General features: G+C 66.5%; 10 protein-coding genes. 4 read left to right on the top strand and 6 right to left on the bottom strand.

All coding sequences use genetic code 11. From position 1 onward, the window contains the following. The first annotated feature begins 157 nt into the window (after window positions 1–157). Window positions 158–1,402, top strand: a complete 1,245-nt coding sequence (locus tag QNJ67_17740) for a Xaa-Pro peptidase family protein (protein MDJ0610823.1) — start codon at window positions 158–160, stop codon at window positions 1,400–1,402. Between the two features lie 36 nt (window positions 1,403–1,438). On the opposite strand, the gene QNJ67_17735 is transcribed toward QNJ67_17740, so the two are convergent. Together QNJ67_17735 and QNJ67_17730 are read right to left on the bottom strand one after the other, a co-directional pair. Further along, window positions 1,439–1,822, bottom strand: a complete 384-nt coding sequence (locus QNJ67_17735; GenBank protein ID MDJ0610822.1) for an endonuclease domain-containing protein — start codon at window positions 1,820–1,822, stop codon at window positions 1,439–1,441. An 82-nt stretch (window positions 1,823–1,904) separates the two neighbouring features. Further along, window positions 1,905–3,161 carry a UbiH/UbiF/VisC/COQ6 family ubiquinone biosynthesis hydroxylase gene (locus QNJ67_17730; GenBank protein ID MDJ0610821.1) on the bottom strand — a complete coding sequence of 419 codons (1,257 nt, stop codon included), beginning with the start codon at window positions 3,159–3,161 and terminating at the stop codon, window positions 1,905–1,907. Between the two features lie 228 nt (window positions 3,162–3,389). On the opposite strand from QNJ67_17730, the gene amt reads away from it, so the two are divergent. After that, on the top strand, window positions 3,390–4,745 hold the full coding sequence (gene amt, locus QNJ67_17725; protein ID MDJ0610820.1) for an ammonium transporter: 1,356 nt from the start codon (window positions 3,390–3,392) through the stop codon (window positions 4,743–4,745). 86 nt (window positions 4,746–4,831) lie between these two features. Here amt and QNJ67_17720 read toward each other — a convergent pair whose 3' ends face one another. Together QNJ67_17720 and QNJ67_17715 are read right to left on the bottom strand one after the other, a co-directional pair. Beyond that, window positions 4,832–7,927 (bottom strand): efflux RND transporter permease subunit, encoded by a 3,096-nt coding sequence (locus QNJ67_17720; GenBank protein MDJ0610819.1) that lies wholly within the window; start codon window positions 7,925–7,927, stop codon window positions 4,832–4,834. A 17-nt stretch (window positions 7,928–7,944) separates the two neighbouring features. Then, complete coding sequence (locus QNJ67_17715) at window positions 7,945–9,081, bottom strand: efflux RND transporter periplasmic adaptor subunit (GenBank protein ID MDJ0610818.1); 1,137 nt, start codon at window positions 9,079–9,081, stop codon at window positions 7,945–7,947. A gap of 264 nt (window positions 9,082–9,345) precedes the next feature. Between QNJ67_17715 and QNJ67_17710 the strand changes: the two genes are divergently transcribed. Further along, the gene (locus QNJ67_17710) at window positions 9,346–10,977 is read left to right on the top strand and encodes an efflux transporter outer membrane subunit (protein ID MDJ0610817.1); all 1,632 of its coding nucleotides are present in this window, start codon (window positions 9,346–9,348) and stop codon (window positions 10,975–10,977) included. 56 nt (window positions 10,978–11,033) lie between these two features. Continuing rightward, on the top strand, window positions 11,034–12,215 hold the full coding sequence (locus tag QNJ67_17705; protein ID MDJ0610816.1) for a PatB family C-S lyase: 1,182 nt from the start codon (window positions 11,034–11,036) through the stop codon (window positions 12,213–12,215). A 3-nt stretch (window positions 12,216–12,218) separates the two neighbouring features. Here the strand turns inward: QNJ67_17705 and QNJ67_17700 are convergent, their stop codons facing one another. Together QNJ67_17700 and QNJ67_17695 are read right to left on the bottom strand one after the other, a co-directional pair. Further along, window positions 12,219–13,826 carry an MlaD family protein gene (locus tag QNJ67_17700; protein MDJ0610815.1) on the bottom strand — a complete coding sequence of 536 codons (1,608 nt, stop codon included), beginning with the start codon at window positions 13,824–13,826 and terminating at the stop codon, window positions 12,219–12,221. Continuing rightward, on the bottom strand, window positions 13,819–14,463 hold the full coding sequence (locus tag QNJ67_17695) for a paraquat-inducible protein A (GenBank protein MDJ0610814.1): 645 nt from the start codon (window positions 14,461–14,463) through the stop codon (window positions 13,819–13,821). Before QNJ67_17695 ends, QNJ67_17700 begins: the two co-directional genes overlap by 8 nt. Between the last annotated feature and the right edge of the window lie 113 nt (window positions 14,464–14,576).

Genomic DNA, 14,576 nt, shown 5'->3' with positions numbered 1-14,576 from the left:
GGGCGCATTTGCGCCGGGGCGGCGTCGCGGAAGGCCTCGTGGGGCCCAACCCCACGGCGCCTCCCGCTCCTGGCCCCGGCGCAAATCCGCTCCCGCCAGAAGCGCGCCGTGAGTGTCAACAGGCCCTAGGGCGTCGAACAAGAGCGAGGCGGAGCCCATGAACGAGCCATCCGGTCCGCACGTCCTGGGCGGCGGCGTGCTGGCGTCCTTCCCCGACGTCGACATGGCGGCGCTCCGCGCCTACCGGCTCGGCCGGGTCCGCCAAGAGCTGCGCCGCCACGACTATGCGGGGATCGTCCTCTACGACCCGATCAACATCCGCTACGCCACCGACAGCCGGAACATGGCGGTCTGGACCCTGCACAATGCGGTGCGCTACGCCTTCGTGCCCACCGAGGGCCCGGTCTCCCTCTTCGACTTCCACAACTGCGCGCACCTCTCGGCCGGCCTCGAGACGATCGACGAGGTCCGCCCGGCGGTGGACTGGTTCTACTTCGGCGCCGGCAACCGGATCGCCGAGCGGGCCCGGCGCTGGGCCGCGGAGATCGCCGACCTGGTCTCCACCCACGGCGGCGGCAACCGGCGCCTGGCGATCGACAAGTGCAACCCGGAAGGCGCCGAGGCCCTCAGGCAGCTCGGCATCGAGATCCGCGACGGGCAGGAGGTCATGGAGCACGCCCGCTTTGTGAAGTCGGCCGAGGAGCTGGCCTGCATGCGCGCCTCCATCGCGGTCTGCGAGGCGGCCATGGGGCGCATGCGCGAGGCCCTGGAGCCCGGCGTGACCGAGAACGAGATCTGGGCGATCCTCAACCAGGTCAACGCGGCCAACGGCGGCGAGTGGATCGAGACCCGCCTGCTGGCGGCGGGCCAGCGCACCAATCCCTGGTTCCACGAGTCGAGCAACAAGGTGATCGAGGCTGGGGATCTCCTGTCCTTCGACACCGACCTGATCGGGCCCTACGGCTACTGCTCGGACATCTCGCGGACCTACCTCTGCGGCGCCGGCAAGCCGAACGAGGAGCAGCGCTGGCTCTACAAGAAGGCCCGCGAGCAGATCGAGCACAACACGGCGCTCTTGAAGCCGGGCCTCGGCTTCCGCGAGCTGGCCGAGCGGGCCTGGAAGCTGCCCGAGGACTGCGCCCCCAACCGCTACTCCGTGGTGGTCCACGGCGTCGGGCTGTGCGACGAGTATCCCGCCTGCCTCTACCTCGAGGATTTCGACCGGGCCGGCTACGACGGCGTCTTCGAGGCCAACACCACGGTCTGCGTCGAGAGCTACATGGGCCGGCTCGGCGGCGACGAGGGCGTCAAGCTGGAGCAGCAGGTGCTGATCACCGAGACCGGCGTCGCGCCGCTCTCCACCTTCCCCTTCGAGGACGACCTCTTCGGGCGCGAGGTTTAGGCGGCTTAGCTCCATATCCATTGCTGGGCCGGAACCTCATGACTCCCTCTCCCCTCCGGGGAGAGGGCCGGGGTGAGGGGCGTTCGACCCGCTCATTAGATTCGCTTCTATTGCACGCAGGACGCCGTCGAGATTGGACAGGACCTCGTTGTTCCAGAATCGGATCACGCGAAACCCTTCGCGGGCGATCTCCGCGGTTCTCTTGTTGTCGTAATCGACGCTTCTGAGATGCTGGCTACCGTCCAACTCGACCACCAGTTTCTTAGCCGGGCAGACGAAGTCGACGATGTAAGGTCCAATCGGATGCTGGCGGCGGAACTTATGGCCTGAAATCTGTCGATTGCGAAGCGCATACCATAGGCGCCTCTCAGCATCGGTACTCGCTCGGCGCAGTTTTCTGGCTCGTTCGGTGCCCGCCATCGACAACCCTCAACCCGGCCCTCTCCCTGGAAGGGAGAGGGAGTGTGGCGCCCAGTCCGCCACTCCGCCCATAAGCCGCTGCTCAGAGCGCCTCGCCGCGGATCAGGCGGGGCAGGTCGCCGACCAGGCCCATGGCGTGGCGCATCAGGAGGCGCTTGACCGGCGGCAGGCGGTCGACCGCGGCCAAACCCAGGTCGCGGCCCAGGCGGAGAATCGGGTTGTCGTTGGAGAACAGGCGGTTCAGGCCGTCGGTCGCGGCGATCAGGGTGACCGCGTCGAGCCGCCGCCAGCGCTCGTAGCGGGCCAGCACGTCGCGCCCGCCGACGTCGAGGCCGAGCCGCCGGGCGTCGACGATCACCTCGGCCAGGGCCGCGATGTCGCGCAGGCCGAGGTTGAGGCCCTGGCCGGCGATCGGGTGGATCGCGTGGGCCGCGTCGCCGATCAGCGCCAGGCGCGGCGCCAAATAGCTGCGGGCGTGGACCATGGAGAGCGGATAGCACCAGCGCCCGCCGATGGGGGCGAGGGCGCCCAGGGAGTCGCCGAAGCGGCGCTGGATCTCGGCGCCGAAGGCGGCCTCGTCGAGTGCCATCATGGCCGGCGCGACCGCCGACCGCTCGGTCCAGACCAGGGAGGAGCGGTGGCTGCCGTCCTCACCGTCGGTCATGGGCAGCACGGCGAAGGGGCCGGCCGGCAGGAAGTGCTCGTGGGCGACGCCGCCGTGGGGCTTCTCGTGGGTTACGGTGCAGACGATGCCGTGCTGCGGATAGGACCAGCGGGTGACCGCGATGCCGGCCGCCGCGCGCAGCGCCGACTCGCGGCCGTCGGCCGCGACCAGGAGGCGCCCGGTGAGGCGCGCGCCGTCGTCGAGGCGCAGGGCGACCCGGCCGCCGGCGTCCTCGGCCGCCTCGACCCGGCGGGGCGCGATCAGCCGCAGGCCAGGACGCGCCGCCACGGCGCCGTGCAGCGCCCGGCGGATCATCCGGTTCTCGATGATGAAGCCGAGCGGGCCGCCCGCCACCTCGCGGTGATCGTAGTGCAGGAAGAGCGACGCAGCGGCGCGGCCGATGCGCCCGTCGGAAACCCGGATGTCGCGGATCGGCTCGGCCTCCGGCGCCATGGCCGGCCACAGGCCGGCGCCGGCCAGGGCCTGCTGCGAGCCGCGGGCGATCGCCGAGGAGCGGCCGTCGAAACCGGCCGTCAGGGCATCGCTGGGATCGGCGCCGTCGATCACGATCACCTCGACCCCGGCGCCGGCCAGGGTCAGACCCAGGGTCAGGCCGACCATGCCGCCGCCGGCGACCAGCACCTCACAGTCCGGCGTCGCTTTGGTTCCTGTCATCGCACTCCGGTCGTTTTCTGCCTAAAAACTATGCAGTATCGGAGTTCTGCCTGTGTTTTAGGCAGAAACGTGCTGCGGTTTCGATTGTAGCAAGGCCGGCAAAGCGCGCAAAGCCGCGCTTTGCTGCACCGCACCACGATTGGCACGGAACTTGAGTATGGGACTCCGCGAAGGGCCCGGGCGACCGCGCGCAGGCCTCGATTGGTAAGTGATTCGGGAGACTCTAGAATGCAAGGACTGCCCAGGGCCATTTTCCCCGCCGCTGCCGCGGGGTTGGCGACTTTCCTCTTCGCGGCACCGGCCAGCGCAGAAGTGACGGCCGAGTCGCAATTCGTCTTCAACAGCTTTTCCTTCCTGATACACGGCGTCCTCGTGATGTGGATGGCCGCCGGCTTCGCCATGCTCGAGTCGGGCCTGGTGAGGACCAAGAACACCGCCATGATCTGCCTGAAGAACATGGCGCTCTACTCGATCGCCGGTCTGCTCTACTACCTGATCGGCTACAACCTGATGTACGTCGACGTGGCCGGCTGGATCGGCTCCTTCTCCTTCCTCTACAACCCGGGTGATGCCGAGCTCGCGCTGATCAACGCGGACGAGGCGACGCCCGAGATGGTCACGGCGGTGACCGACAACGGCTACTCGGTCATGTCCGACTGGTTCTTCCAGATGGTCTTCGTCGCGACCGCGGCCTCGATCGTTTCCGGCACGCTGGCCGAGCGAATCAAGGTATGGCCCTTCCTGGTCTTCGTCGTGGTGCTGACCGGCTTCATCTATCCGATCCAGGGCTCCTGGACCTGGGGCGCCGGCTGGCTGAGCGAGATGGGCTTCTCCGACTTCGCCGGCTCGACGATCGTCCACTCGGTGGGCGGCTGGGCCGCGCTGACCGGCGCGATCATCCTGGGCGCGCGCAAGGGCAAGTACGGCCCCGACGGGCGGGTCAACGCCATGCCGGGCGCCAATCTGCCGCTCGCCACCCTGGGGACCTTCATCCTCTGGATGGGCTGGTTCGGCTTCAACGGCGGCTCGCAGCTCGCCCTTGGCTCAGCGCTCGACGTCGCGGCGATCGCGATCGTCTACGTCAACACCAACCTGGCCGCTGCCGCCGGTGTGGTCGCCGCCATGGCGCTCACCCAGATCCTCTACAAGAAGATCGACCTGACTATGGCGCTGAACGGCGCGATCGCCGGCCTGGTCTCGATCACCGCCGGCCCGGACCTGCAGAACCACCTCATGGCGATCATCATCGGCGCGATCGGCGGTGGCCTGGTGGTGATCGCCGTGCCGTTGCTCGACAAGCTGAAGATCGACGACGTGGTCGGCGCGATCTCGGCCCACCTGGTGGCGGGCATCTGGGGCACGCTGGCGGTCGGCATCTTCGGCGGTGGCGACCTGGTGACCCAGGTCATCGGCATCGTCGCGATCGGCGCCTTCGTGGTGGTCGCCAGCTCTGTCGTCTGGCTCCTGCTCAAGGTCACCATCGGCCTCCGGGTCGACGAGGAGGCCGAGCAGCTGGGCCTCGACAAGACCGAGCTGGGCATGGAGGCCTACCCGGAGTTCGGGACCGGCGCCCAGAGCATGTAGCCCGCAAGAATCTCCCCCTGCAGACTAGGGGGCCCGGCCGCACGTAGCGTCCGGGCCCCTTTTTTGTTGGAGCGTTGACCGTGCCGTCAGGCCGGTGCCGCCGCAGCCTGCGCCGGCGCCCCGCCGCCGCGCGGGATCTCGACCCGGAAGAACAGGGTGTAGAGGGTCGGCACCAGCACCAGGGTGAAGACCGTGCCGACGGCGAGGCCCCAGGCCATGACGCTGGCGAGGCCGTAGAACAGCGGGTCGACCGAGAGGATCAGGGGCAGCAGGCCGAGCACCGTCGTGGTGACCGACATCAGGATCGGCCGCAGGCGGGAGACGGCAGCCATGACCACCGCGTCGTAGTCGCTCTTCCCCTCGGAGCGGTTCACCTCGATCTTGTCGATCAGAACGATCCCGTTGTTGATGATCACGCCGGCCAGGCTCAAGAGGCCCAGGATCACCATGAAGCCGAAGTCTGCCCGCATCACCAGCATGCCGACCACCGCCCCGATGACGATCAGGGGGATCGTAATCAGGATGATCCCGGCGCGCCGGAAGGAATTGAACTGCCAGATCAGCAGCGCGATGATCAGCAGGAAGCAGGCCGGGAACCAGTAGAACAGCTTCTGCTGGGCTTCGGCGGAATCCTCGAGCTCGCCGCCGATCTCCCAGTAGTGTCCGGGCGGAAACGCCATCTGGTCCAGGATAGGCTTAAGCTTGGCCATGAGCTCGCCGGCCGGCAACGTCTGGTGCTTGGCGCTGACGGTGATGGTCCGTTCCTGGTTGTAGCGGTGGATCTGATTCACCTCGCCCATGCCGTAGAGATCGGCGATCTGGGACAACGGCACATTGTTCTCGCTGGTCGACGAATAGACGCCCAGGGTCGGGATCGAGACGATATCCTCGCGTTCCTGCTCGATCCCGCGGACCACGACGGGGAAGACCGTATCGCCGGCGCGGAATTCGGTGGTGCTCGAGCCGTCAATGAAGGCGTCGAGCGAATCGGCTACCTCCTGGGAAGTCAGCCCGGCCCGGCGAGCCCTGGCCTGGTCGACCTCGGCGACCAGCTTGAACACCAGGTTGTTCCAATCCTGACGGATGTCGATGGTGCCCGGAACGGCGCGCAGCGCGGCCATGAGCTGGTCGGCCTGGGCGCGCAAGACCTCGTCGCCGGGGCCGCTTAGACGGACCTCGAGCAGACCGGTCTCGCTGGCGCCAAGCCACATGGCCTTGACTCTGCCCCGGATGTTCGGCTGGTTGTCCAGCAGGTAGTCCCGGGTGCGTCGGACCAGGGCCGGCACCTGCTGGTTGGATTCCGTGTTGATGATGATGAAGGCGGTGTGCGGGTCCGGATCGTCCGGCGCCAGGGAAAGGAAGAAACGGGGGCCGCCGTTGCCGACATAGGCGACGGTGCCGGTGATCTCCGGGTTGATCTTATCGTCCTCCAGCCAGGCGGTGACCTCCTCGACCGCGGCGGCGGTCTGGTCGATCCGGGTACCGGCCGGGAAATCGAGATAGGCGAGATACTGGTTCCGGTCGCCCGGTGGAAAGAAGACCTTGGGGATATAGGTGAAGCCGTAGAGCGCCAGGGCGAGCGCCCCGAGCGTGGCGCCGATGACGACGACGCGCATCCTCAAGGAAGTCTCCAGGAAGCCGCGGTAGATCCGGTAGAACCGGCCCTGGTAGGGATCGGCTTCGCCTTCATCGGCGGCGACCGGCTCGGCCTTCATGAACCAGGCGCAGGAGCTGGTGGTCAGGTACATGGAGAGGAACCAGGACGAGACCAGCAGGATGGTCACCACCTGGCCGAGCGAGAGCACGTAGTCGCCGGTCTGGCCGATCATCAGCAGCATCGGCGCGAAAGCCAGCACGGTGGTCAGCGTGCTGGTCAGCAGTGGCAGGGAGAGCGAACGCCCGGCCCCCACGGCCGCGTCCTGGGGCGACGCGCCCAGCTGCATGCGCGTTCGGATGTCCTCGGCAACGACGATTCCGTTGTCCACCAGCATGCCGAGCGCGATGATCATGGAGGCGATCGACATGCGTTGCAGCTCGATCCCCATGAAGCCCATGACGACCAGGCCCATCAACATCACCAGCGGCACGAAGGATCCGACGATCAGGCCGACGCGAACGCCGAGAAAGATCATGACGACCACCAGCACGATGACCAGGGTCTGCATGACGTTGACGACGGCGCCGTTGACCGCCTTCTGGATCAGCTCGGGCTGGTAGGTCGCGAAATCCAGGACATAGCCGTGAGGCAGCCCGCGCTCGATCTCGTCGAGCTTGGCGGACAGGCGCCCGCCGAACTCGACCGCGTTGATCCCCTCGGCTAGGATCACGCTGAGGACGATCGCCGGTTTGCCCTCGAAATAGGCCGGCATCTCCGGCGGGTCGACATAGCCGCGCCGGATGGTGGCGAGATCCTGCAGGGGAACGGTGCGCTGGGTGCCGGGAATCGGGATCAGCAGCGATTCGATCTGGGAAACCTCGTCGAAGTTCCCGGTCGGCTCGACGATGACCTCGATGCCCTCGACGTCGATCCGTCCGCCGGGCAGGGTGACGTTCTGCGCCCGCAGGGTCTCCCTGATGGTCCGGACGCCGATGCCGAACTGGGCCATCTTGGCATTGACGATATCGAGATAGATCCTTTCGTCCTGGATGCCGTAGAGGTCGATCTTCTTGATGCCGGCCATGGTGCCGAGGCTTTCTCGCGTATTGCGGGCGACCTCGCGCATCTCGGACATGGAGAAGCCGTCGCTCCAGAGCGCTACGGTCGCGACGGCCGTATCGCCGAACTCGTCGTCGACCATGGGGCCGATGGTTCCCACGGGCAGGCTGGGCCGGATGTCGTGAAGCTTGTTGCGCAGCTTCTTCCAGGTCGCCGGCAACTGCTCCGAGGGCACCTCGTCGGCGACCTCGAAGTGAATGATCGATACACCGCGCTTGGAGGTGGACCAGATGTCGTTCAGCTCGCTCATGGTGCGCGCCTGTTCCTCGATCACCCGGGTGATCAGGCGCTCGACCCGTTCCGGCGCCATGCCCGGAAACTTGGTCGTGATCAGAGCCTCGCGGATGGTGATGAAGGGGTCTTCGAGGCGCGGCTGCCGGGTCATCAGCAAGGCGCCGGCCAGCACCACGAGCAGCATGGAAAAGACGACGGTGCGGGAGTTCTTCAGTGCGAAATCAGTGATCACGGCTCGCCGGCTTCACCTCACTGGATCTCGAGCGTTTTCGGCCGGGCCTTCTTGGCCTCGGCCATGAGCTTCACCGTCATGCCGTCAGCGAGGAAACTCACGCCCGCCACCGCCAGGACGTCGCCCGTCGACACGCCCTTCGAAACGACAACCATGTTGTGCTTCACCCCGCCCCATTCGATCGGGGTCCGCTTCACCGTGGAGGTGTCGGGCTGATAGATATAGACGAACCCGCGACTGGCCTCTGTCGTGGGCTCCACCGCGCTGCCCGGAACCGCGTAGCCCTCGCCGTAATCATCCGATATCAGCTTGAAAGTCGCTTCGGCCGTCATGCCCGAGCGGATCTGGGGTGATGGCTTCAAGAGCCGGACCTTGACGGGGAAAGCATTGCCTTCCGCCGCCAGCGTTCCGACCTCGGTCACTCTTCCCTCGGTCGTCTTACCGGGGAGCGTAGGAAAGGACACCTCAACCGGAGTCTCGACGCTGAGCAGGTGCACAACCGTCTCGGGAATGTCCACCACCACCTCTTGTTCGCCCTCGGCGTCGATCTCGAAAATCTTCTGGCCGCGCCGGACGTCGACGAAGGGCTCAACCTTGCGGATACCGATACGGCCGTCGAATGGGGCGTAGAGGACGGTCTTGCGCAGGTCACGTTTGGTCAGATTGAGCTTGGACTGGACGTAATCGACACCCGCTTCGGCCTCCTTGAGGGCGAACTCGGCCTGGTCCAGTCGCCGCTGGGTGCCCGCCCCCTGGTCGAAGATCGACTTCTCGCGCCGGTAGTCAGCTTTCTTGTTCTTCACCTTGGCAAGCGCGGTGACCAGTTCGGCCTCGGCCTTCTGGACCTCGAGCTCGTAGGGTTCCTTGTCCAACTCGGCGAGAACCTCCCCTTGCTCGACCGTCGCGCCGATATCCACGTTGACCGCCAGCACGTTGCCGGGGACCTCGAAGCTCAGCCCCGAACGGTCGACCGCCCGGACGATGCCGGAGAAGCGGCGCAGGTAACCCCCTGTCGCTTCGCCCACGGTGAAGGTCTTGATCGCGCGAATCTCCTCGACGATCTGCGTCTCCTCCTCGCAGGCGGCTGCCAGGAGGAGGACGGCGCCGAGGCCGAGGACCTTACCCACGGCGGTCAGCCGATGCGATCCGGGCATACACCTCATACGGGTGTTTTGGGGCCCGAAGGCCCGGCTCTCACGTTTCGGCATGCCCATCCCGCCCTGTTAACCGGTCTTGAGATCAACCTGCAAGCAACTGATCTAACAAGTTCCTTCCGGAGGGTTGCCATTTTACCCCAGCTGGCTCGAATGTCGAAAGGCCTATGCCGGTTGCGCGATTTTGCCGCCGTCAGTTAACGTTTGACTACATGGTGGGGGTCTTGGGGGAAATGTCGGGACGTGCCGATCAAGGGGTCGCGGATGATGCCGCCGGGTAGCGAACGCAGGCGGCGTCGCCGCTCGCTGTTCCTGGCCGCGGCCGCCGTTGCGGCCCTGGCTCCGGCCGCTTGCGTCAAGGTCGGCCCGGACTTCGAGAAGCCGGCCGCACCGATGACCGAGCAATGGATCGAGGAGGAGGACGCCAGGGTCAAGCGACAGCAAGTCGTTTACACAGACTGGTGGAAGGTGTTCGACGATCCGGTTCTGGACCGCCTAATCGATATCGCCTACCGGCAGAACCTGGATCTGCTGACCGCGGGTCTGCGCGTTATCGAAGCCAGGGCGCAGCTCGGCATCGCCATCGGTGAGCAGTATCCGCAGACCCAGGCGCTCGAGGCCGGCTACTCGCGCGAGAGGATCAGCGAGAACGCGCCGAACTCGGCCGATGCCGACAACAGCTACGATAATCTCTCGGTCGGGTTGGACGCGTCCTGGGAGATCGATTTCTGGGGCCGTTTTCAAAGAAGTATCGAGTCGGCCGATTCAGGCCTTGGCGCGACGATCGCGGACTACGACGATCTCCTCGTTATCCTGACCGCCGAGGTTGCCACGACCTATGTTCAGATTCGCGAGTTTGAACAGCGGATCAGGCTGATCCGGCGGAATGTCGCAATACAGCAGGACTCGCTCCGCTTGACGGAGATCCGTTACAACGCCGGGGCGGTCAGCCAGCTGGATCTGCAGGAGGCGCTGGCGCTCCTGGAGGATACGCGCTCGGCGCTTCCCGAGTTCCAGGCGAGCCAGCGGCAGGCCGAGAACGCCTTGGCGACGCTGCTCGGCATGCCGCCGATCCAGATCCGCAGAATCTTGGCGCCGGACGCGCCGATCCCGAAGGCGCCCCGGGACGTAGCGATCGGCATTCCCGCCGACCTCCTGCGCCGCCGCCCCGATATACGTCAGGCGGAACTGAACGCGGCGGCGCAGAGCGCGCAGATCGGGGTCGCGAAGGCGGACCTCTACCCGCGCGTGACTCTGGCGGGCTTCGTCGGATTTCAGACGGCCGGATCGTCGGATTTTCGCTCCAACAACGCCCAGCTGACCGATCTCTTGGATTCCGACAGCTTCACCTATTTCGTCGGGCCGGCGATCCAATGGAATTTCCTTAACTATGGCCGCATCACCAACAATGTGCGGGTGCAGGATGCTCGCCTACAGCAATTGATCGCCGAGTATCAGGATACGGTCTTGCGTGCCTATCAGGAAGTGGAGGACGGTCTCGTGTCCTTCTTGAAGGCCCAGGAACAGACCGACATCCTGGAAAGGAGCGTCGAGGCCAGCCAGAAGGCCGTTACGCTTTCGGTCCTCCAGTATAGCGAAGGCGTGGCCACCTACACGCGCGTGCTGACAACGCAGCAAAATCTGGTTCAACGCCAGGACCGGCTCACCCAGGCGCAGAGCGGGATCGCCCAGGGCCTGATCGCCACCTACCGTGCCCTGGGCGGCGGCTGGCAGTCTCGGGACATAAACGACGTCGTGCCGGATACCGTTCTCGAGGAGATGCGCGCGCGGACCGACTGGGGGAACATCATCCCGACCGACGACCTGGAAGAGGCACCCAGCTCAACCAAGGACGTGCAGAAGATCGACACCCTGTTCAGGGCGCCCGATTTCTGAAGAAGAGCAAGGGGGGTCATCGGAAGAACAGACCTGCGTCCGGAGAGGAGAAGCCAGTGACCGTTGTCGGCGCGCCATTTTCCTTCGACGAGGAGATCGACCGCCGTCTGGTGCCCGCGCTGAAGGTCCACCCGCGGGTGCTGGGGGCCGACGGCGCCGATCTCTTCGCGGCCGGCGTCGCGGACATGGATTTCCAGGCGCCGCCGCCCGTCCTCGAGGCGCTACGGCGGCGGGTGGCGCACGGCGTCTTCGGCTACGAGGCCGTGCCCGACGGCCTGATCCCGGCCCTGACCGGATGGCTGCGGTCGCGCCACGGCTGGCGGGTCGAGGAGGGGCACATCCTGCGCGCGCCCAACGTGCTCAATGCGCTCGCCATCGCCGCCTCGCTGTTCACGGGCGAAGGCGACGGCGTGATCGTCCAGCCACCCGTCTTTTTCGACTTCTTCGACATCCTGCGGGAGAACCACCGCGGGCTGATCGCCAATCCGCTGGTCCTCGAGGACGGCGCCTACCGCATGGACTTCGACGACCTGGAGCGGAAGGCCGCCGACCCGCGCGCGCGCATGATCTTTCTGTGCAACCCCCACAATCCGGTCGGCCGGGTCTGGCGTCCCGACGAGCTGCGCCGGTTGGGGGATATCTGCGCGCGCCACGACGTCCTGGTCGTCTCCGACGAGATCCACGGCGACGTGACCTTCTCCGGCTACCGCTACACGCCTTTCGCCTCGCTCGGCCCGGTCTACGGCGCGAACGCGATCACCTGCCTGTCGCCCGCCAAGAGCTTCAACATCGCCGCCTGCTGCTCGGCCTTCACCGTCATTTCGGACGAGTCCCGTCGCGCCGCCTTCCAGGCCGAGAACAGCCGGTTGACGGTGAACAAGAACAACGCCTTCGCCAACGTCGCCATGGAGGCCGCCTACCGAGAGGGCGGGCCCTGGCTCGACGCGGCCCTCGCCTATCTCGAGGGCAACGTCGCCCTGGTCAGGGAGCGTCTGCAGGACCTGGCCACTGTCCGGATGGTCGAACCGGAGGGCACCTTCCTGCTCTGGCTCGACTTGCGGCAGCTGGGCCTAGCGCCGGACGACCTGACCGCGTTTCTGAGGAAGCAAGCGAGATGGGCCGTGACCCGTGGCCCCGCCTTCGGCGAAGAGGGCGTCGGCTTCGCCCGGGTCAACATCGCCTGCCCCCGCGCCAGGCTGGCGAACGCGCTCGACCGACTCGAGGAAGCGATCAGATAACGCTTACTGCCGACCCAGGACGCTGATCCGGCCGTTGCGCGAATCGACCCGCAGCTTCAGGGCCTGGCCCTGCCAGTCCGCATCGAGGTGAAAGATCGCGCCTGACTTCTCGACCTCGCCGATGCCGCTATAGCCGAGATCGGCGAGCTGCTGTTTCAGGACGCTGGCGTTGGCCCGTTCCGGCAGAACGACCGTGTCGGGCATGCCGTCGGGTTCGGCTGTCACCCCGGGCGCCTCCGGGTCGCTGGACGAGACCTGCTCGCCCGCCGGCTTGCCCGACTGCTCGCCGGTCGAGAGGATCTTGGCGGTGCCGCCGTCCTCGGACCTGCCGGCGGAGCCTTGCGAAGGGTGCAGCCTGATATGCGGCGCCCAGGCCTGCCATTCCTTCTTCGGCCCGTCGTGCAGGGCGAAGACGGCGCCCGGCGCGACCGCCTCGCCGCCCTTCTCCGGCGTGGCGAAGGCGATCCCGCCGTCGAGCAGGGCGCGCAGCGACTCGATGTCGACCGAGGCGCCGCTGAATAGGCTGAAGTTCGCGTGGATGCCGCTGGCGTTCCAGAACACCGTGTTGGTCCTGACCAGCGGGGCGAAGTCCCGCTCGATCGCGATCTTCAGATCGACCGCCGTGGCCTCGGCGTCCAGGCCGACCTCGACCACCTTGCCGACTTGGAACTCGCGATAGAGGATCGGGTCGCCGGCCTTGACCGAGCTCAGGTTCGGCGATTTGAGGACGAGCAGCAGGTCCCCCGGGGCGACGTCTTGCTGTGCGGGTTTCCGCTTCAGCAGGGGAAAGGTCGTCCCCGCTTCCACCGAGGCGCCCGGCTGCTTGGGATTCGAGAAGGCGACGCCGCCCGCCAGCAGGCTCTTCAGGGACTCGACCTCGAGACTGGCATCGAAGAGGTTGCCCATGTCGAAGGTGACGCCGCTCGCGTTCCAGAACTGGGTGTTCTCGCGCACCAGCTTGTGGTGCGGGTCGTGCACGATGATCTCGACCGTCAGGGGCGAGTCGTCGTCGGGCAGGGTGTAATCCAGAACCTTGCCGACGGTGACGCCGCGGTAGATCACCGGCGACCCGCGGTCGAGCGAGCCGAGGTTGTCGGTCTTGAGCACGAACTTCCGGTTCCTTTCGTCGCCCCCTTCGACCGGCGCTTCGTCCAGGCCCTTGAAATCACGGGTCGGCGCGCCGCTGCCCGGCTTGAAGGCGATGTAGTCCCCCGAGACCAGGGTGTCCAGCCCGGAGACCCGGCCGACGCCGATCTCGGGACGCACGACCCAGAAGCGCACCCCGTCGTTCAGGTGCGGTTCCATCTCCTTCTTGAGGGTCGCGTAGACGATGACGCGGGAGAGGTCCTCGGTCGGGCGGATGTCGTCCACCAGGCCCGCCTCCAGGCCCTTGAAGAGGATCTTGGTCTTGCCCGCCTCGAGCCCCTCAGCCGTCTCGAAGTCGATGGTGATCGACGGACCCTTATCGCTGACCGTCTTGACCGCCAACCAGCCGCCGATCAGGGCCGCGCCCAGGGGGATCAGCCAGACGACCGAGATCCGGCTGTGCCACCGGTCCTCGACCTTCGGCAGGCTGGCCTTGGGCGGCTCCTTTCCATGTGTTTCAGTCATGGTCCTCGACCTCCTCCAGCGAGTCCCAAATCAGTCGCGGATCGAAAGACGCGGCCGCGAAAACCGTGATGATGACCACGGCCGCGAAGCAGATGGCGCCGAAGCCCGCCTCGATGGTCGCCACGTTCCCCAGCTTGATGAGCGCCACCAGGATCGAGATCACGAAGATGTCGATCATTGACCATCGCCCGATGAATTCGATGCAGCGGTAAAGAAAAGTCCGGTCCTTCGGCCGCCAGCGCGACTTCAGGTGCACCGAGACCAACAGGAAGGTGAGCGCCATCAGCTTGGCGACGGGAATGGTTATGCTGGCCAGAAAGACCAGCAGCGCGATCGGCCAGTCGCCCGAGTCGATCAGGGCCTGCACCCCGCTCATGATCGTGTCCGCTTCCCCCTTGCCGAAGGAGACCAGCGTCATGACCGGCAGCAGGTTGGCCGGCACGTAGAGAATGTAGGCGGCGAGCACCAGCGCCCAGGTGCGCGACAGGCTATTGGTCTTGCGCTGCTCCAGGGTGCTGCCGCAGCGCGGGCAGACCCGCTTCGCGCCCTTGGGGACCGGCACGGCCTGGCAGAGCAGCGCGCAGGAGTCGCAGGACATCAGCGCGTTCGCCGTTGCGGTCGTCGGTGCGGCTGTCATCCGGCCTCCTCGACCCGCCGCCAGACGTCGCGGGGATCGAGCGACAGGTCTGCGGCGTAGAGCGCGAAAATCAGCAGGAAGAAGGCGTAGAGGGCGATCCCCGCCTCGACGCC

The organism is Kiloniellales bacterium (assembly GCA_030064845.1).
Classification (GTDB): domain Bacteria; phylum Pseudomonadota; class Alphaproteobacteria; order Kiloniellales; family JAKSDN01; genus JASJEC01.
The sequence above is the reverse complement of the archived record's forward strand: the minus strand, read 5'-3'. Positions and strand labels throughout refer to the sequence as shown.

Excerpts from the sequence above, each read along its gene's own strand:
- QNJ67_17740 (MDJ0610823.1), top strand. The coding sequence starts at position 158 with ATGAACGAGCCATCCGGTCCGCACGTCCTGGGCGGCGGCGTGCTGGCG.
- QNJ67_17735 (MDJ0610822.1), bottom strand. The coding sequence starts at position 1,822 with ATGGCGGGCACCGAACGAGCCAGAAAACTGCGCCGAGCGAGTACCGAT.
- QNJ67_17730 (MDJ0610821.1), bottom strand. The coding sequence starts at position 3,161 with ATGACAGGAACCAAAGCGACGCCGGACTGTGAGGTGCTGGTCGCCGGC.
- amt (MDJ0610820.1), top strand. The coding sequence starts at position 3,390 with ATGCAAGGACTGCCCAGGGCCATTTTCCCCGCCGCTGCCGCGGGGTTG.
- QNJ67_17715 (MDJ0610818.1), bottom strand. The coding sequence starts at position 9,081 with ATGCCCGGATCGCATCGGCTGACCGCCGTGGGTAAGGTCCTCGGCCTC.
- QNJ67_17710 (MDJ0610817.1), top strand. The coding sequence starts at position 9,346 with ATGATGCCGCCGGGTAGCGAACGCAGGCGGCGTCGCCGCTCGCTGTTC.
- QNJ67_17700 (MDJ0610815.1), bottom strand. The coding sequence starts at position 13,826 with ATGACTGAAACACATGGAAAGGAGCCGCCCAAGGCCAGCCTGCCGAAG.
- QNJ67_17695 (MDJ0610814.1), bottom strand. The coding sequence starts at position 14,463 with ATGACAGCCGCACCGACGACCGCAACGGCGAACGCGCTGATGTCCTGC.